This window comes from Alcanivorax sp. VBW004, from assembly GCF_009718865.1.
In the GTDB taxonomy this organism is placed as follows: Bacteria; Pseudomonadota; Gammaproteobacteria; order Pseudomonadales; family Alcanivoracaceae; genus Alcanivorax.
In genome coordinates this window covers 349,593-368,194 of the sequence record NZ_WNHC01000001.1, presented here as the reverse complement: position 1 = coordinate 368,194, position 18,602 = coordinate 349,593, and the positions used below count along the sequence as shown (strand labels likewise).

General features: G+C 59.3%; 15 protein-coding genes. 4 read left to right on the top strand and 11 right to left on the bottom strand.

The features are described 5' to 3' along the window. Positions 1–115 precede the first annotated feature (115 nt). Genes F1529_RS01725 through F1529_RS01705 form a run of 5 tightly spaced genes read right to left on the bottom strand, consistent with a single transcriptional unit; the run spans position 116 to position 5,484 of the window. Entirely contained in the window at positions 116–385 is a 270-nt protein-coding gene (locus F1529_RS01725) for a K+/H+ antiporter subunit F (RefSeq protein WP_007148419.1), read from the bottom strand. Next, entirely contained in the window at positions 379–873 is a 495-nt protein-coding gene (locus F1529_RS01720; RefSeq protein WP_007150422.1) for a Na+/H+ antiporter subunit E, read from the bottom strand. Before F1529_RS01720 ends, F1529_RS01725 begins: the two co-directional genes overlap by 7 nt. Then, a complete protein-coding gene (locus F1529_RS01715; RefSeq protein ID WP_155131559.1) occupies positions 870–2,351 on the bottom strand; it encodes a monovalent cation/H+ antiporter subunit D in 1,482 nt (493 codons plus the stop codon). The genes F1529_RS01720 and F1529_RS01715 overlap by 4 nt, the downstream gene beginning before the upstream one ends. Then, entirely contained in the window at positions 2,348–2,686 is a 339-nt protein-coding gene (locus F1529_RS01710; RefSeq protein WP_007151081.1) for a Na+/H+ antiporter subunit C, read from the bottom strand. Before F1529_RS01710 ends, F1529_RS01715 begins: the two co-directional genes overlap by 4 nt. Further along, entirely contained in the window at positions 2,686–5,484 is a 2,799-nt protein-coding gene (locus F1529_RS01705) for a monovalent cation/H+ antiporter subunit A (protein WP_155131556.1), read from the bottom strand. Before F1529_RS01705 ends, F1529_RS01710 begins: the two co-directional genes overlap by 1 nt. A gap of 493 nt (positions 5,485–5,977) precedes the next feature. Between F1529_RS01705 and polA the strand changes: the two genes are divergently transcribed. Then, positions 5,978–8,743: a DNA polymerase I gene (gene polA, locus F1529_RS01700; RefSeq protein ID WP_155131553.1), complete on the top strand. Its 2,766-nt coding sequence runs from the start codon at positions 5,978–5,980 to the stop codon at positions 8,741–8,743. Positions 8,744–8,874: 131 nt separating this feature from the next. On the opposite strand, the gene F1529_RS01695 is transcribed toward polA, so the two are convergent. Beyond that, a complete protein-coding gene (locus F1529_RS01695) occupies positions 8,875–9,162 on the bottom strand; it encodes a hypothetical protein (protein ID WP_155131550.1) in 288 nt (95 codons plus the stop codon). 362 nt (positions 9,163–9,524) lie between these two features. Continuing rightward, a complete protein-coding gene (locus tag F1529_RS01690; protein ID WP_230457842.1) occupies positions 9,525–9,611 on the bottom strand; it encodes a YHYH domain-containing protein in 87 nt (28 codons plus the stop codon). 253 nt (positions 9,612–9,864) lie between these two features. Here F1529_RS01690 and F1529_RS01685 point away from each other — a divergent pair, with 253 nt between their 5' ends. After that, complete coding sequence (locus F1529_RS01685) at positions 9,865–10,629, top strand: outer membrane protein (RefSeq protein ID WP_155131544.1); 765 nt, start codon at positions 9,865–9,867, stop codon at positions 10,627–10,629. A gap of 99 nt (positions 10,630–10,728) precedes the next feature. On the opposite strand, the gene F1529_RS01680 is transcribed toward F1529_RS01685, so the two are convergent. Continuing rightward, the gene (locus F1529_RS01680) at positions 10,729–11,292 is read right to left on the bottom strand and encodes a CoA pyrophosphatase (protein WP_370456930.1); all 564 of its coding nucleotides are present in this window, start codon (positions 11,290–11,292) and stop codon (positions 10,729–10,731) included. Positions 11,293–11,603: 311 nt separating this feature from the next. On the opposite strand from F1529_RS01680, the gene F1529_RS01675 reads away from it, so the two are divergent. After that, complete coding sequence (locus F1529_RS01675) at positions 11,604–11,810, top strand: cold-shock protein (protein ID WP_007149147.1); 207 nt, start codon at positions 11,604–11,606, stop codon at positions 11,808–11,810. A gap of 202 nt (positions 11,811–12,012) precedes the next feature. Here the strand turns inward: F1529_RS01675 and F1529_RS01670 are convergent, their stop codons facing one another. Further along, positions 12,013–12,153 carry a hypothetical protein gene (locus F1529_RS01670; RefSeq protein ID WP_155131541.1) on the bottom strand — a complete coding sequence of 47 codons (141 nt, stop codon included), beginning with the start codon at positions 12,151–12,153 and terminating at the stop codon, positions 12,013–12,015. On the opposite strand from F1529_RS01670, the gene F1529_RS01665 reads away from it, so the two are divergent. Next, entirely contained in the window at positions 12,152–14,860 is a 2,709-nt protein-coding gene (locus F1529_RS01665) for a PKD domain-containing protein (RefSeq protein WP_155131538.1), read from the top strand. The two genes, F1529_RS01670 and F1529_RS01665, sit on opposite strands and share 2 nt — an antisense overlap. 271 nt (positions 14,861–15,131) lie before the next feature. Here the strand turns inward: F1529_RS01665 and F1529_RS01660 are convergent, their stop codons facing one another. Further along, entirely contained in the window at positions 15,132–15,986 is an 855-nt protein-coding gene (locus tag F1529_RS01660; RefSeq protein ID WP_290517088.1) for a crotonase/enoyl-CoA hydratase family protein, read from the bottom strand. Between the two features lie 414 nt (positions 15,987–16,400). Beyond that, entirely contained in the window at positions 16,401–18,566 is a 2,166-nt protein-coding gene (gene katG / locus F1529_RS01655) for a catalase/peroxidase HPI (protein ID WP_155131531.1), read from the bottom strand. Positions 18,567–18,602 lie beyond the last annotated feature (36 nt).

The window sequence follows — 18,602 nt, the reverse complement described above, 5'->3', positions numbered from 1 at the left end:
GCTTTTGACTCTTGTTACGCATCACCCGCGCCTGTTCAGATCAGCGCGAAACTCCCAGACACCAGCCCGCACAACCTGTCCCGCGTTGTTGCGTGAAGCGTGCAGCATGTTGCGTCTACTCAATAATATCCCCGCGGGTGACGTACTTCGCCACGGCCACGGTGCTGACAAAGCCGATCAGTGCGATCAGCATGGCGGCTTCAAAATAGAGTTTGCTGTCCACCTGGATGCCGTACACCACGATCAACGCAATGCTGTTGATGTACATGGTATCCAGTGCCAGCACCCGGTCCGGCAGTGACGGGCCGATAATCAACCGGTACAGGTTCAATACCCAGGCCAGGGTGATCAGCGCCAGGGCAATGGAAAGGGCCGTGTCTAGCATTCGAAAATCTCCTTCAGCGGCCGCTCATAGCGCTGTTTGATCTCTGCCACTAGCGCCGCCGCATCATCCACATCCAGGGCATGCACCAGCAGGGTTCTGCGGTCCGGGCTCACGTCCGCCGAGACGGTGCCCGGGGTCAGGGAAATGGTGCTGGCCAGCAGCGCGATGGCGAAGTCATCCTCCAGCTCCAGCGGCAGCTCCACAAAACCCGGCCGCAAGGAACGCAACGGCCCCAGCACCTTGATCGCCACAGACACGTTGGCCACCACGATGTCGTACAGCACCACCACCACAAAACCAAGCAGCCGCGGCAGGTTACGAATGCGCGGCACATTCGGCCAGAACGGCCGGGTCCCCAGCGGCAACAGCACGGCCAGAATGGCGCCCAGCACCGCATGGCCCGCAGTGAAACCACTGAGCAACATCCAGGCAAACCACAGAATCAGGCTCAGGCTGGGATACGGCAACACCCGATACATCAGCTTCATGCGTCACCTCCCAGCACCGCAGACAGATACAGATCCGGATCGCGCAATTGGTCCGCCACCGCCGTGGTCAGCTGCAACAGCGGCTCCGCATACACCGTCATCAACGGGCTCAACAGCAGCAGCCACAGCACCGCCACCAGATGCCGGCGCGCCGGGCGCAGGCCGCTGCCGTCCCCGGTGGTACGCCAGAACAACGTGGAACCAGCCCGGCTCAGGGCGATCAGGCCACACAGCCCCGCTACCAGCAGCAACACCCAATAGGCCGGGTCCGGCACACTGCGCAACAGGGCTACCTTGCCCACAAAGCCGGACAGCGGCGGCAGCCCCACCACAGCGATAGCCGCCACAAAGAACAGCACCGACAACCGCCCGCCATTCAGAATCGCCGGGCCAATCTGCAAGTGGTCGGCCACCTCGCCACGGCCCCGGGCGATCAAATCCGCAAGCAGGAACAGGCCGCCGCAAATCAGGGTGGAATGCAGCAGGTAATACAGGGCCGGCCCCAGTGCCTCCAGCTGACCGAAAGCCAGCGCCGCCACCAGTGTGCCCACGGACATCACCACCAGATAAGACACCAGCGTGCCCAGCCGTTTCGAACCCAGCACACCGATACAGGCCAGCGCCAGGGTCACCAGGGCCAGCCACCACAGGGCCGACTGCCCCAGCCCCGCAAAGGGGCCATCGGCAAACGCCAGGGCGTACACCCGCACCATGGCGTAGAAGCCCACCTTGGTCATGATCGCGAACAGGGCCGCCACCCCGGCCGTCGCCCCGGCATAGGCCGCCGGCAACCAGAAATACAGCGGGAACAGGGCCGCCTTGAGGCCGAACACCACCCACAGCATCAACACCGCGATGCTCAACAGGGTGGCGTCCGTTCCCGTCAGCGCCTGCGCCTTCACCGCGAAGTCCGCCATGTTCAGCGTGCCGGTGGTGCCGTAGATCAACCCCAGGGCAATCAGAAACAGCGCCGAGCCCACCAGGTTGAGCACCACATAATGCAGCCCCGCTTTCACCCGCTCCGGGCCACGCCCGTGCAGTGCCAGCCCGTAGGACGCAATCAGCAACACCTCGAAGAACACAAACAGGTTGAACAAATCGCCCGTCAGGAAAGCGCCGTTGACCCCCATCAGCTGGAACTGAAACAGGGCATGGAAATTGGCGCCCCTGCGGTCATCCCCGCAGCAGGCATAGAGCAGGGCCGGGAAGGCCAGCACCGCAGTCAGCACCAGCATCAATGCGCTGAGTTTATCCAGCACCAACACAATCCCGAACGGCGCCTGCCAGTTACCCAGCGCATAGACGGTGATTTCCCCACCCCAGGCCTGATCGCCCAGAAAAATGGCTGTCGCCAGCATCGCCGCACAGGACAACAAGCCGGTGATCCGCCGCAGCCGGTGGCGCTCACGCACCTCCAGCAACAACAACATGCCCGCCAGGGCCGGAATCAGAACCGGCGCAATAATCCAGTGATTCATGAACGGCCTCCGTCATCCGGCTTGCCGTCCACATGGTCGTTATGCAGCTCGCCCTGGCTGCGCAACGCCAGCACCACCAGAAACGCCGTCATCGCAAAGCCGATCACAATGGCCGTGAGCACCAGCGCCTGGGGCAGGGGATCAGTGGGGTCCGGGCTCATGCCGACCACCGCCACCTGGTTCATCTTCAACCCACCCATGGCGAACAGAAACACGTTCACGCCGTAACTCAGCAGCGTCAGGCCCATGACCACCGGGAAGGTCCGCGCACGCAGGCACAGATACACTCCGGACGCCACCAGCACACCAATAATGATTGCTACCAGCAGTTCCATCAGGCGTTCTCCCTCTTGTCATCCAGCAACGACAACTTGCCCAGATTGGCCAGCATCAGCAGCGTTGACCCCACCACCGTGAGGAACACCCCGGTGTCGAACAGCATGGCCGTGGCCAACTCGAATTTGCCGATCACCGGCAGTGACACATAGGTGAACGAGCTGGTCAGGAAGGGGTACCCAAAGGCCCAGCTACCCACCCCGGTCAGCCCGGCCAGCAACACACCCAGCGCCACCACCGGGTGATAATCCCCGGGCATGCGGCTATGCACCCAGCCCACCCCGGACGCCACGTACTGCAGCACCAGCGCCACCGAGGTAATCAGCCCGGCCACAAAACCGCCGCCGGGCAGGTTGTGGCCACGCAGGAAGATATACACCGCGATCAGCAGCGCCAGCGGCAACAGCGGCCGGGAGATCGTTACCAGCACCAGCGGGTGGGCGTCTTTTGCCCAGGGCCGCCCCAGCGAATCGTATTTGGCCGACGCCAGATTCAGATCCTTGAGCAGGGCATAAATGCCCATGGCGGCAATCCCCAGCACGGTGATCTCACCGAAGGTATCGAAGCCGCGGAAGTCCACCAGAATCACGTTGACCACATTGGTGCCACCGCCGCCGGACTTGCTGTTATCCATAAAGAACTGGCTGATGGTAGTGGTATCACCGGTCATCACCAGGAACGCCATCACCGCCACGCCAGCGCCAACCACAAGCGCCAGCAGCACATCGCGCAGCACCCGCACCGACGAAGACTCAACCTTGGTACGCACCGGCAAGAAGTACATGGCGAGCATCAGCAGCAGCATGGTCACCACTTCCACCGATAATTGCGTCAGCGCCAGATCCGGCGCCGAGAAGCGCACGAATAACAGCGACACCATCAGCCCCACCACACTCAGCGACATGATCGATGTCATCCGGTGGCGATGCAGGATGGTGGTCAGGAAAGCGGCCGCCACCAGCATGGCGGTACACAGAATCGCCACCCCATCCATGGGCAACATACCCACATCCAGGCTCAGCGCCGGCAAGTGCCACATCTGGGTGAGCAGAATCACCGCCACCAGCGTCACACCCCAGGCCACATAACTCTGCAACGAGCCATTCTGCAGCCGCCCGGTAATCGCACTGGCCAGCCGGCCCAGCTGCTGAATGCGCCCTTCGAACACCAGCTTGGCGTCCACCTCGGGCAAGCGCGCGTACAGATCAAACAAGCGGCGGCGCTGGGAATAAATAAAGATGCCACCAAACAAGGCAATAAAGCTCATCACCAACGGCAGGTTAAAGCCATGCCAGATGGCCAGGTGATACTCCGGCAGCTCGCCGCCCAGGGTCGCGGTGGCGGCCACCGCCAGCAGCCCGGCCACGGTGATCGCCGGGAACACCCCCACCGCCACACACAGCGCCACCAGAATCTCCACCGGCACCTTCATATAGCGCGGCGGTTCATGGGGCGGGTATTTGGGCAGATTGATGGGCTCACCGTTGAAGAACACGTCGTGAATAAAGCGCGCCGAATAGGCCACCGAGAACACCCCGCCCAGGGTCGCCCCCAGGGGCAGCAACCAGCTCAAGGCCCCCAGCTGCTCAGACTGCAAGGTCTCGGTAAAGAACATCTCCTTGGACAGGAAACCGTTCAGCAACGGCACCCCCGCCATGGCCGCCGACGCCACCATGGCCAGCACCGCCGTATAGGGCATGTACTTCCACAGGCCATTGATACGGCGCATGTCGCGGGTGCCGGTCTCGTGATCAATAATCCCCGCGGCCATGAAAAGGCTGGCCTTGAAGGTGGCATGGTTAATGATATGGAACACCGCCGCCACGGCCGCCAGCTGGCTGTTCAGGCCGAACAACAGCGTGATCAGGCCCAGATGGCTAATGGTGGAATACGCCAGCAGGCCTTTCAGATCGTGCTGGAACAGCGCCGCCGCCGCACCCCAGAGCAGCGTCGCCATGCCCGCCAGGGTAACAATCTCGAACCACAAATCGGTGCCCGCCAGCGCCGGATACAAACGCGCCAGCAGGAACACCCCGGCTTTCACCATGGTCGCCGAATGCAGGTACGCACTCACCGGAGTAGGTGCCGCCATGGCATGGGGCAGCCAGAAATGGAACGGGAACTGGGCGCTCTTGGTAAAGGCCCCCAGCAGCACCAGACACAGAATCAGCGGGTACAACTCACTGCCGCGAATCAGGTCACCGCTGGCCAGCACCTCGGTCAGTGAGAACGACCCCACCACATCACCGATCAACAGCACCCCGGCCAGCAGCGCCAGGCCGCCCATGCCGGTCACCGTCATCGCCATGCGCGCGCCCTTGCGGGCCCCGGTCTGGTGGCCCCAGAAACCGATCAGCAGGAAGGAACTAAGGCTGGTCAGCTCCCAGAACACCACCAGCAGCAACAGGTTATCGCTGGTCACCACCCCCAGCATGGCCCCCATAAAGAGCAGCAGGTAGGCGTAGAAGCGCCCCGCTTTCTCTTTAGCGGACAGGTAATAGCGGGCGTAGAGGATCACCAGCAGGCCAATACCCAGCACCAGAATGGCAAACAGCAACGCCAGGCCATCCAGGCGGAAAGCCAACGACAGGTCCAGCGAAGGTATCCAGGTCAAGGTGCTGTGCAGGGTCTCCCCGGCAAACACCTTACGGGCCGGGTTGAAGAGCAGCGCCAGCGCCAGGGCCGGCAGCGCCGCCGCCCCGCAGGCCAGCAAGGTGCGGTTCCCCGTTACGCGCTCCACCAATGGCGGCAGAAACGCGCCCAGAAAGGGCAACATCACCACAAAGGCAAGATTCATAGTCAATCCGTTGTCATTGTCACAAGGGCGGCAACCCGCCCGTTAGCTTGAACAGGGTGAGCTAGAAAGACAACGGCGGATCAGGAAAATACGGACGACGTCCCCGGCGTGGACACTGGGACAGGATGATGCGGCAAGGCTGGACCAAAGAAGCGGTCATAACATCCGTATCGATGATAAGGGACACCGAGTATGCCATGGGGGCACCGTGCCGGGCCAGAAGCGAGATACGAGAAACGAAAACCTGAGCAACAAGCACCTGTAGGAGCACCTCTTGAGGTGCGAACCGAGCGCCAGCAGGCTACGTACTTGCCGTCCACCCGCACAGGCGATACACCACCGCCGGCCAGCATCACCCTTCCCCACCGGTTTACGTTGCCCCTCGCCGGGTTCGCACCTCAAGAGGTGCTCCTACCGCTATCCCCCGGCCCTGCCGAAAGCGCCCTTTTCCGCTACACTCTCTGCATCTTTTAGTCAGCAGAAGTCGAGCCCCATGTCCGCAGCCGAAAAACCCATCATCCTGGTCGATGGTTCCTCCTACCTGTATCGCGCCTTTCACGCCCTGCCGCCGCTCACCACCTCCAGCGGCCAACCCACCGGGGCGGTGCGCGGGGTCGCGTCCATGCTGCGCAAGCTGATCAAGGACTACGACCCGCAATACATGGCGGTGATCTTTGACGCCAAGGGCAAGACCTTCCGCGACGAGCTGTTTGAAGAGTACAAATCCAACCGCCCACCCATGCCCGACGACCTGCGCGCACAGGTGCAGCCCCTGCACGATCTGATCCGCGCCATGGGCCTGCCGCTAATCATCGAAGACGGCGTGGAAGCGGACGACGTGATCGGCACCTTCGCGCGCATCTTCGGCGAGCAGGGCGCACCGGTGCTGATCTCCACCGGCGACAAGGACATGGCCCAGCTGGTCACCGACAAGGTCACCCTGATCAACACCATGAACAACGCCCTCTACGACATCGACGGCGTGAAACAGAAATTCGGCGTGGGCCCGGAGCTAATCATCGATTTCCTCGCCCTCATGGGCGACAAGGTGGACAACATTCCCGGCGTCCCCGGTGTGGGCGAGAAAACCGCCCTCGGCCTGCTACAGGGTCTGGGGTCGCTGGAAACCATCTACGACAACCTGGACAAGGTGGCCGACCTCAGCTTCCGGGGAGCCAAGACCCTGGGCAAGAAGCTGGAAGACAACAAGGAAATGGCATTCCTTTCCTACCAGCTGGCCACCATCAAGCTGGATTGCGACGTCAGCGACGATCTGAACGAGTTAAAGCTGCAAACCCCGGACGCGGAAAAGCTGGCCGAATATTACCGCAGCCTGGAATTCAAAGGCTGGCTCAGTGAACTGCTGGAAGGCCAGGACCCGGCCGCTGAAGACGCCGGCAAGAAAGTAGAGCTTGAAGCCGACAGTGAGTCCGTACAGAGCATCGACAAGGAAGGCTACGAAACCGTCCTCGATGCAACCGCCCTCAATGCCTGGATTGACGCGCTCAAGAACGCAGACGTGTTTGCCTTCGATACCGAAACCACCAGCCTCAACTACATGCAGGCAGAACTGGTGGGCGTGAGCGTGGCAGTGGAAGCGGGCAAGGCCGCCTACATTCCCTTCGGCCACAACTACCCGGGCGCTCCAGACCAGCTCGACAAGCAGTTTGTCCTCGATGCACTGAAACCGATTCTCGAAGACGACAACCTCAAGAAAGTCGGCCAGAACCTGAAGTACGACATGAGCGTACTCGCCGAAGACGCGGGTATCACCCTGCGCGGCGTGGCCTTCGACACCATGCTGGAATCCTACGTACTCGATTCCGTGGCCACCCGCCACGACATGGACTCCCTGTCGCTCAAGTACCTGGGCCACAAGACCATCGGCTTTGAAGAAATCGCCGGCAAGGGCGCCAAGCAGCTCACCTTCAATCAGGTAGGGCTGGAAGAAGCCGGCACCTACGCCGCTGAAGATGCAGACATTACCCTGCGCCTGCACCAAAGCCTGTGGCCGAAACTGGAAAACGAAGGCAAATTGCCAGAGGTGTTCCGCGATATCGAACTGCCGCTGGCTACCGTGCTCAGCCGCATCGAGCGCAACGGCACCTACGTGGACGCCACCCTGCTCAAACACCAGAGCCAGTTCCTCGCCAAGCGCATGGCCGAACTGCAGGAAAAGGCCTTTGAAATCGCCGGGCAGGAATTCAACCTGGCCAGCCCCAAACAGCTCGGCGAGATTCTCTACGAGAAACTGGCAATCCCGGTCATCAAGAAGACCCCCAAGGGCGCGCCGTCCACGGCAGAACCAGTGCTGCAGGAACTGGCCCTGGAGTACCCGCTACCCCAGGTGATCATGGATTACCGTGGCGTGGCCAAACTGAAAAACACCTACACCGACAAACTGCCGGAGCTGATCAACCAGCGCACCGGTCGCGTGCACACCTCCTATCATCAGGCGGTGGCCGCCACCGGGCGCTTGTCCTCCAGCGACCCGAACCTGCAGAACATCCCGGTGCGCTCTGAAGAAGGCCGCAAGATCCGCCAGGCCTTCCTGGCCCCCAAAGGGCGCAAGATCGTCGCCTGTGATTACTCGCAAATCGAACTGCGCATCATGGCGCACCTGAGTGACGACAAGGGCCTCACCGACGCCTTCGAAAAAGGCCTGGATATCCACCGCGCTACCGCCGCCGAAGTGTGGGGAAAAACTCTCGACGAGGTGAGCGACAACGACCGTCGCAACGCCAAGGCCATCAACTTCGGCCTCATCTACGGCATGAGCGCCTTCGGCCTGGCCAAACAATTGGGCCTGCCGCGCAAAGAAGCCCAGGAATATATCGACCTCTACTTTGAGCGTTACCCCGGCGTGAAAAAATACATGGCCGACACCCGCGCCCTGGCCGCAGATAACGGCTACGTGGAAACCGTCTACGGCCGCCGCCTCTACCTGCCGGAAATTCACAGCAAAAACGGCCAACGCCGCCAGGCCGCCGAACGCGCCGCCATCAACGCCCCCATGCAGGGCACCGCCGCGGACATCATCAAGAAAGCCATGATCAAAGTGCACGACTGGCTGGAAACCACCGACTTCGACGCCAAGATGATCATGCAGGTGCACGATGAACTGGTGTTTGAAGTGGCCGAGGATCAGGTGGAGGATCTGGTGAAAGAGGTTAAGGCTCGCATGGAATCAGCGGCGGAATTGAAAGTGCCGCTGATTGTGGATGCGGGGATTGGGGATAACTGGGAAGAGGCGCATTGAGAAACGCAGGCATGCCACACGCTTCACGCGAACACCTACGCACTTCCTGACCAGGAAATATGCCGATATAGAAGCGGGTGCCCAGACACCCGCCAGCTCACGCTTTCTTAAGCCAAGACAAACCGGTTTTTTTATTCCCAGTCACTTTTGTTGTCTTGATCCTTGGCCAGTGAATCTACACCACGATCTCTAAGGGCATCGGCACCGCAGTATTCATAAACGGCGTTCTCTCCAGCGCCCCACCCCCAGCAAGTAGCTGCAATCGGGAAACACCGCTGCCGCATATTATTGAGCGTATCGCCTGGATACTGCTCTCTTTTACTTTCCACACACGCCTCTACATCTTCAACAGGCTGCGCATGCGACTGCGGCACCATCACGGCCACGAGCAAAAGCCCAGATAACACTTTAATGATCATGGAAACTCCATTTGTCAGCCACCCCAGACGGGGCAGGATTGATCAATGACTTGGCGGCGCATACCGCACAATGAAAAAAACATTGATCATATTTTGTATATTCGTGTCCGCATCAGTGCCACACGGCCCCCCTGAAGTCTCATCCAGGAACATGAAGCACCATCAAAGCACTGCTTCCCATCTTCCCTGATACTCACAGAGAAACCATCACCCAAATAAGGTATCCGGTAATCAAAAGGAGGCCGAGAACGAAGGAGAGAACACGCACAAACCCTCTTAAACAGCCCGAACGCGGATTAGAATAGATAGAACCAAAAGGAGGAGGGAGGCGCGATAGCCAAAACGCTACCGCGCATCGAAACTCAGTGACAGTGGTATGGTTTTTTCCCTGCATGACAGCCGTTAGCATCAGTACCGCCGGAGTGGGCCAGTGCAGTTCCGGAAATCATCATAACAAGAGCAATTGCTGCCATTACTTTCTTCATAGTCACTACCTTCCCTTTTTTGTATTTCAACCATGATGCATCGCACAACAATCAAGGGCAATAACTGACCAAAATATCAGCCTTTGTTTATGCCCCAAGAAAGTCATACCTCATATGAGGTATTTCACTCTTGCCGGTACATTAATGAGCAATTACAGATTGATGCTTTATTTATGACAGCATATTCTTTGCACTCAAAATTATACTGGGGAACACAATGAAAACGGATTTCAACAAGATCATTTCTGTACTGGCCATTTCGGCGTTACCGGCTTTTGCCATGGCAGACAATGCTTTTTCTGGCTTTCAAGCAGGGGCAGCCCTGGGTTATGAAGATGTCAGCATGGATTGGGAAACAGACCACTACATTAGCGCTTTCGACCAAAGCCGCGGCAATCCGAGCGGTGATACTTCCGAATCTCTCGATGATTCTGCCTTTGCTTATGGTGTCTTTGCCAACTACAACATGGCGCTGAATGGTAACTGGATTATCGGCGCTGAATTGGGATATCAAGGCAGCAGCATCAGCGATTCTGTGAATCGCATTCCCGGCAGCAACCCCTTTACCGGCCCCAGCCCCAACAGAACAAAAGCTGAGGTTGATGTAAATGACACCGTCCTTATTGGTATTAAGGGTGGTTACTTGCTGAATGACTCCACAATGGCCTATAGCACCTTGAGCGCCACGTTTACAGAAGTAGAGGTGAGCTCTAATTGTGCTTCCGACAACATCCTCTGCGACGGTTCAGCCCCTGCTCATTCTTCCAGTGACGACGACAGCATCACTGGTTGGGCCTTGGCACTGGGCGTTGAAAAATCTCTGTCAGATAACATCTCTGTCCGCGCCGAGTACCGCTATGCTGATCTTGGCACCGCGGAGCTGGCCGCTGTTCAGTACAAAAACTCGGCAGCCATTGGCGTCGAAACCGATGTCGATGTAACCAGCCAAACTCTCCAAATTGGTGCGGCTTACAAGTTCTAAGATTTGTGTGCGCAGGCCAAGCCTGCGCACACTTCCTCATGTCGCCTCAGCCCCGATCACCGCAACACCACAATGTTAGCCAATCGATACCCCTCCACCTCACCGCCGCTCCAAAAACTCCACCATCATTCGATAACTCAACCCCCAAATGCAGTAGCCCTGATAGCGGCAGCACGGCAGCGTCACCGCCCCCATTGGTGTGCGGTAGGTGAGGGTGCTGCGGTTATCCGGGTTGCTCAGAAATTCCATCGGAATCCATACCCCGTGGCGGGCTTCGTGGTTCAGGCGCAGCGCGTCGTCGCCCTGCCAGGCAAACACATGGGGCGTGACCACCATCGGCCGCCAGCGGCTGTGGTGGCGGGTCAGCCGGTCTGTCAGGCGCTCTTGGTAGTGCCCGCTCTGGTACAGGTCGAGCCCGGTTTCTTCAGCGGTTTCGCGCATGGCGGTGTCACGGCTGGAGGTATCGCCGGTTTGCAAGCGCCCACCGGGGAAGGCCATGTCTCCGGACCAGGGGTCCCCGGGGCGATGGGCGCGCTGGATAAAGAATAGCTCGCCCTCCGTTATCCCCCCGCGATAAACCAGCGCCACAGCGGCACGGGTGACACGGCGCCGGAAGGGCAATTTCTGCGGGCGGGCTCTGTTGAGCCAGGTCAGTGGGGGCACGACGGCCTCTCTATTGGCTACAATGCGCCCAGCATAGCACCCTGGCGGCTCTCACCACGCCAGGCCAAGGGCGAGCAACGCTCCAAATCAGCGCTGACCGCCCTCCCCGAACGTCAATCCGGTACGATTTAGCTGTACACGGAGCAATAATAGGGTTATGTTCTGGCCCAGCTAAAAGATCGCGCTTGAATCACGTACTCCATTTCGTTGTTTACATTGTATAACTCGTCCTGCAGTTCTGAAGTCCAAGTCTCCGTTTTTCAGCTACACCCGCCGTAAAAGGCAAAACTTCATTTTTCAGGATTAGAGATATGTCTACAGTTAAAGGCACCGTTAAGTGGTTCAACGAAGCAAAAGGTTTTGGTTTCCTGGAGCAGGAAAACGGCCCTGACGTTTTCGCTCACTTCAGCGCAATCACCGGTTCCGGTTTCAAGACCCTGGCCGAAGGCCAAGCGGTTGAGTTCACCGTGACCCAGGGCCCTAAAGGCCCGCAGGCTGAGAACATCGTCGCTCTGTAAGCGATCGTTCCAGTAGAAAAAGGCGCCCTCGTGGCGCCTTTTTTATTGCTTGCTGACTGACTCCGCCACCCGCAACGCGCCCTCAAAACACCGTTTCTCCTTTCTCCCCTCCCCCTTTGAATCGCGAAAATCGCGAAGCGCCCGCTCTACGCCCTGAACAACATTTTGAATTGCCTGTTTTTTGTTATCGATTTTTATCCGATCAGGCATCCGTTTTGCCCAAAAACAGCCTCCCCCACCCGTTTTTGTAACCTTGCGTAAGCCACACCATTTTTGCCGTCATGGTTTGTTCATACCCACCCGTCAGCATCAGCGCGTTTTTAATGGGGGAGATCTTGATCATGTGGCGTACCGTTATTCTCAGTTTACTGGCAACCCTGCTGGCCGCTTGTGGCGGTGGTGGCAGCAGTGACAATACCAACCCGACACCCAACACGCCGCAGAATCAGGCCCCGACAGGCAGCCTGACCGGCGACAGCACCATGCCGGCAGGCAGCAGCCGCATCTTCCAGCTGCAAGCCAGCGACGAGGATGGCGAAATCATCAATATCGAGTGGGCAGTGGAAGGGCCACTCGATATTGAAGCCACAACTGACGCATTCATTCAGGTTCGTGCCGATACGGTCGGCACGGATACTGCCGCCACCGTGATCGCCCGGCTGCATGACGACGATGAGGCCACCACCACCCTTCGCCACCCTCTGACAGTGACGCCGGTCAGCACCACTGCACCCACGGTGGACGCAGGCATGGACCAACAGGTGGAGGAAACCGCGAGCTTCATTTTGCAGGGCGGCGCCACGGCCACCGGTGGCACCACTATTCGCCGCCTGCAATGGACCCAGCTCGAGGGACCTTCCGCCACCGTGGATGGCGCCAGTGATCAAAACCTGATGACCGCTACTGCGCCACAAGTGGATAGCGATACCGATCTGGTGTTTGAGCTGGAAGCCGAAGACAGCAATGGAAACCTCGGTCGGGACCAGGTAACGGTGACGGTCACCAACACCGTGAACAATCCACTACCGGTGGTCGATGCCGGGGCCGACCAGACGGCCACCAGTGGCGATGAAATCATATTGTCCGGCAGCGCCACCGATGACGGCGCCATCGCCTCGGTGCTCTGGGAAGTGACCGCCGGTCCCGCTGTTACCTTTCAGCCTGAAGATGACCTGAACACCCGTTTCGCTGCCCCCCAAGTGAGCAATGAAACCGACTTGGCAGTGACCCTCACTGCCACGGATGATCTGGGCGCAGAAACCAGCGACACGCTGACCATCACGCTCTCCCCGTTACCGGGCAATAATGCCCCCATCGTGGACGACGCCTATGCAGACCCCGGTGTGGCCACCAGCGGTGAATCCATTCAGCTGATTGGTGAGGCCAGCGACCCGGAAGGCGATGCTCTCATGTACGTCTGGACTCAACTGGACAATGGCGCGCCGACGCTGGCCATCACCGATTCCAGCCAGGCAACCGCCTCGGTGACGCTGCCCGAGCTGGATATGTCCACGACCTTTGCCTTCCGCTTTACCGCCAATGACGGCGCACAGGAGGCATATAGCGACATCACCCTGCAGGGCACACCCACCACACAACCCTCACCCAGTGTACTGGAATGCCTGTTCCGCCCCCTGCAAAGCGGCTGCCCACTGGCCGTACTCGGCAATCTTCTCAACCCGGACAGCGTCAGCGCCTGTTTCAGCGACCCAAACTCGCCCGCCTGCCCCTTCTCCGGTCTGGCCAGCCTGGACGAAGATCTGGCGCACTGCTTCGAACACCCCGCCGACGATGGCTGCACCAGCCTGCTGGGAAAAATCACCGACCCTTTGTACGTGCTGGAGACCCTGCCCCCGCAGGCACCAGCCAATACCTGCACCCCTGCCTACGACAGCCGCACTTTCGAACAATACATCGGTGTCTTGCACGCCCACACCGGTTACTCCGACGGCGCTCTCAACTCTCGTCCTTCTGATGTATTCGAACGCGCAAAAGCGCTGGGGCTGGATTTCACCGGGGTCACAGACCATTCTGACAATGTGCGGCTACCGCTCACAGTAACTGGCGACTGTCTGTCCGAGGATTTTTTCCAGTGCCTGATCGCCGATGACGACGCCCCGTTCGACTCCTTTCGCAAGTGGGACGCCACGGCGGAACAGGCCGACGCTGCCAGCGACGAACGCTTTACCGCCTTCCGCGGTTTCGAATGGACCTCCGACCGCTTTGGCCATATCAACCTGTTCTTTGGGGACAATGTGATCAACGCCAAAACCGGGCCCGGCTATGCCGTCTCCATGGGCCTGTTCTGGCAGTGGTTCAGCTACCCGGCACAATTCGGTGGCGGCGACGACGCCCTGCTGGTGTTCAACCACCCCGGCCGCGAAGACGCCATCGAAGGTATCGTGGAGCCCTTGGGCGGCGACCCGGCCTACACCTTCAATGACTTTCGTTATGTGGCCGCCGCTGACCGGCGCGTGGTGGGGCTGGAAGTGTTTGGCAAAGGCTCCGAGTACGATTCCGGCGGCCCCGGTGGCAGTTGGCTGTCCTACGCCCTGGACAAGGGCTGGCACGTGGGCGCAGCAGGCTCGGAAGACCACCACGATACCGAATGGGGCGACCCGGACCTGCCCAAAACCGTGCTGGTGGCCCGTTCGCGCAGCCGCGATGATTTACGCGAAGCCATGCAAGCCCGCCGCTTCTATGCCGTGGCCCAGTTCTATAACGACCTGCGCATGACCTTCACCGTGGATGGCTCGCCAATGGGTAGCCGCTTGCGTCGCCCGGCAGGCAGCCTACTGCCACTGTCAGTTAGCCTGACCCGGAACGGCGGTGACTTTATTGGCATCGTGGAAGTGGTGACTCGCAACAACGCGGTAGTCGCGACTTTAACGGGCAACCACGTGGAAACCCTGGTGCCGGTCACTGACGAGGAAAGTTACTACTTCCTGCGCGTCCGTGATCCACAAACCGGTCGCCCGGTGGCATTCAGCAGCCCGGTCTGGGTAATGCCCGGCGCCAGCGCTCTGCCGGTGTGCGAGGCCACGCTCTAGATCACCACAGTGCACGGATTAAAAAAGGCGCCGGATATGGCGCCTTTTTTAATCCTTAAATAAACAGGTTACGATCCCGCCCCCCTCTCTACTCAGCCTTTCGCCAGCTCACCCTCTCTTTAAAAAGTAGGTCGGATTTACCCAAGGGCACAGAGAGCCTGAAAGGCGTAATCCGACACTCAACACACTCAAGGACAAGGCAGCAGAAACGGCCCATTATCGGCTTACGGCTGCGCCTAAGCCGACCTACGAGTTAGCCGCTGATTCAGACTTATTGCTCAAACAAACCTTTAATCGGCATCAGGTCTGGATATTCGGCCTGTTGTTTTTGCGCCTGGGCCTGGAACGTCAACATCATGTCATCGGGGCGGAACATGCCCGCCTGCCAGGTGGCCATGTACTTGAGGCTGTCTTCCACACTGTGGTCGCGGCTGAAATTGAGCATTTCCTTGCAGCCGGTCACGGCCAGCGGGGAATTCGCCGCAATCTCCGCAGCAATGGCCATCACCGCCGTCAGCATATCCTCCGCGTTACCATAAACACTGTTGACCAGCCCTTGCTCCAGCGCTTCCCTGGCGCCGAACTTGCGACCGGTATAGGCCAGCTCCCGCACCAGGCCCTGGGGCATCAGCTTCGGCAGACGCTGCAGCGTGCCCACATCTGCGGTCATACCCAGCGGGGTTTCCTTGATGGTAAAGAACGCATCCTCTGTGCAGTAGCGGCTGTCCGCCGCACAGACCAGATCCAGTGCACCACCAATACATCCGCCCTGGATCGCCGCCAGCACCGGAATACGCACCTGCTCCAAGACACTCAGACAATCCTGCAGCTGCAGCACCACCCGGCGAAGGTTTTCTGCCATTCGCCCCTGGTCGCCACCCATGGGGGCGCCGCTGGGGTCGGAAAACACCGCCAGATCCATGCCTGCAGAAAAGTGTTTGCCGGTGGAAGAAATCACCACCACGCGAGCGTCTGTCCCCGTCTCGATATCCCGCAGGCAACGGGGCAACTCCAGCCAGAAATCCTTGTTCATGCTATTCAGCGCTTCAGGGCGACTGAACTGCACGTGAGCAATATAATCTTCCACGGCAACATCGAACGAGCGGTATTCAGGTAATGCGGACACGGTGTTCTCTCCCATTGTTATAAGCACTCTTTGTATAAGCACCCTGCCGAGGCTTTCGGCATTTGCCTCACAGCCTTACCCAATCAGCCCGCATTGAACAGCCCCGATCACGCAATAAACCATGCTCAAGACGACATGCCTTGGAATAACTTTCCTGTTACCCAAGATACCGGGAATGGGGCCGGTCGACCGCCGGATCCGCCTACTTGCAACGCCCTCGCTTCGCTCACCCTTTGGGTAGCGCGGAACTGCCTGCGTTACTCCGCTTTGCGGCATTCCTGCAGCTGGTTTTTTCTGTTTGTGTGGCTTTCGCGGCTGGTGTTCGGCGTCGGGTATCCAAAGTACGCGATAAACCATAAAAAACGGCGCGCTGTTGCCAGCGCGCCGTTTCATTTTGCAGTGATCAAAAAGGAACTACTTCAGGTCAAAGCGCTCCAGTTCCATCACCTTGGTCCAGGCGGCCACGAAATCGTGGACGAACTTCTCCTGAGCATCGGCACAGGCATACAACTCCGCCAGCGCACGCAATACTGAATTGGAGCCGAACACCAGGTCCACACGGCTGCCGGTCCACTTCAGCTCACCGCTGTTGCGGTCGCGCCCTTCAAACGTTTCTTCATCGTCGGATACCGGCTTCCACTCGGTGCCCATGTCCAGAAGGTTCACGAAGAAGTCGTTGGTCAGGGTGCCGGGCTTGTCGGTGAACACACCCAGGTCGCTGCCACCGTAGTTGGCACCCAGCACGCGCAGGCCACCAACCAGCACCGTCATTTCCGGCGCCGTCAGCGTGAGCAGCTGGGCGCGGTCAACCATCAGATGCTCGCCGCCCATGGAGAAGCGTGCCTGCTGGTAGTTGCGGAATGCGTCCGCTTTAGGTTCCAGCGGTTCAAACGACGCCACATCGGTTTGCTCCAGGCTGGCATCGGTACGCCCCGGTGAAAACGGAACGGTGATGTCCATGCCGGCCGCCTTGGCCGCTTTTTCAATGGCGGCACAGCCGCCCAGCACGATCAGATCCGCCAGCGACACCTTCTTGTTGCCGCTATTGAAATCGGCCTGAATTCCTTCCAGGGTTTTCAATACCCGGGCCAGTTGCTCCGGCTGATTCACTTCCCAGTCTTTTTGCGGGGCCAGACGGATACGGGCACCGTTGGCACCGCCACGCTTGTCACCGCCACGGAAAGTGGCAGCAGACGACCAGGCGGTGTACACCAGCTCGGACACACTGAGGCCGGAATCCAGGATCTTGCTCTTCAGTGCAGCAATGTCCTTGTCGTCCACCAACTCATGATCCACCTCGGGCACCGGGTCCTGCCAGATCAGCTCCTCGCCGGGAATCTCCGGGCCCAGGTAGCGGGCACGCGGCCCCAGGTCACGGTGGGTCAACTTGAACCAGGCCCGCGCAAAGGCATCGGCAAACTGGTCCGGGTTTTCATAAAAACGCCGGGAGATTTTTTCGTAGGCCGGATCAAAGCGCAGCGACAAGTCCGTGGTCAGCATCATCGGCTTGTGCTTCTTGCTCTTGTCCTGGGCATAGGGCATCTGCGGTTCAGCGTCCTTCGCTACCCACTGCTTGGCACCGGCCGGGCTCTCGGTGAGTTCCCACTCGAAACCGAACAGGTTTTCAAAGAAGTAATGGCTCCACTGTGTCGGCGTCTGCGACCAGGTCACCTCCGGGCCACCGCCCATGGTGTCGTCACCCTTGCCGGCACCGACACTGCTACGCCAGCCGAAGCCTTGCTCGGCCAGCCCGGCGTCTTCCGGGTCAGGTCCGACTTTTTCCGGGTCACCAGCACCGTGGGCTTTACCGAAGGTGTGACCACCGGCAATCAGGGCAACGGTTTCTTCATCGTCCATGGCCATGCGCGCAAACGTTTCGCGAATGTCGTGGGCGGCAGCCTTCGGGTCCGGGTCGCCATTGGGACCTTCCGGATTCACATAGATCAGCCCCATCATGGTGGCTGCGAGAGGGTTCTCCAAGTCTCGCTTATCCGAGAACCGGGTGTCATTGGTGAGCCAGTCTTTTTCGCGGCCCCAGTACACGTCCTGATCCGGTTCCCAGGTATCTTCACGGCCACCGGCAAAACCAAAGGTTTTAAAGCCCATGGATTCCAGTGCCACGTTACCGGTAAGAATGATCAGATCCGCCCAGGAAATCTTGCTGCCGTATTTCTGTTTCACCGGCCAGATCAGTCGGCGGGCCTTGTCCAGATTGACGTTATCCGGCCAGCCATTGAGCGGGGCAAAACGCTGCTGGCCGCGACCGCCGCCGCCACGCCCATCACCAATCCGGTAGGTGCCGGCGCTGTGCCAGGCCATCCGAATGAACAGCCCACCGTAGTGGCCGAAGTCCGCCGGCCACCAGTCCTGTGAATCGGTCATTACCGCGTGCAGATCTTTTTTGACCGCCTCCAGATCCAGGCTATTGAATGCCTTGGCATAATCGAAATCCACATTCATGGGGTTCGACAGTGAGGAATGCTGGTTGAGTAGATCCAGACGCAACTGGTTGGGCCACCAGTCCTTGTTGGTGGTTCCACCACCCGCCGCATGCATCGGGCATTGACTTGCATCAGCCATGACTCTCTCCCTGTTGAGTGTGTGTTAGCTGTTGAT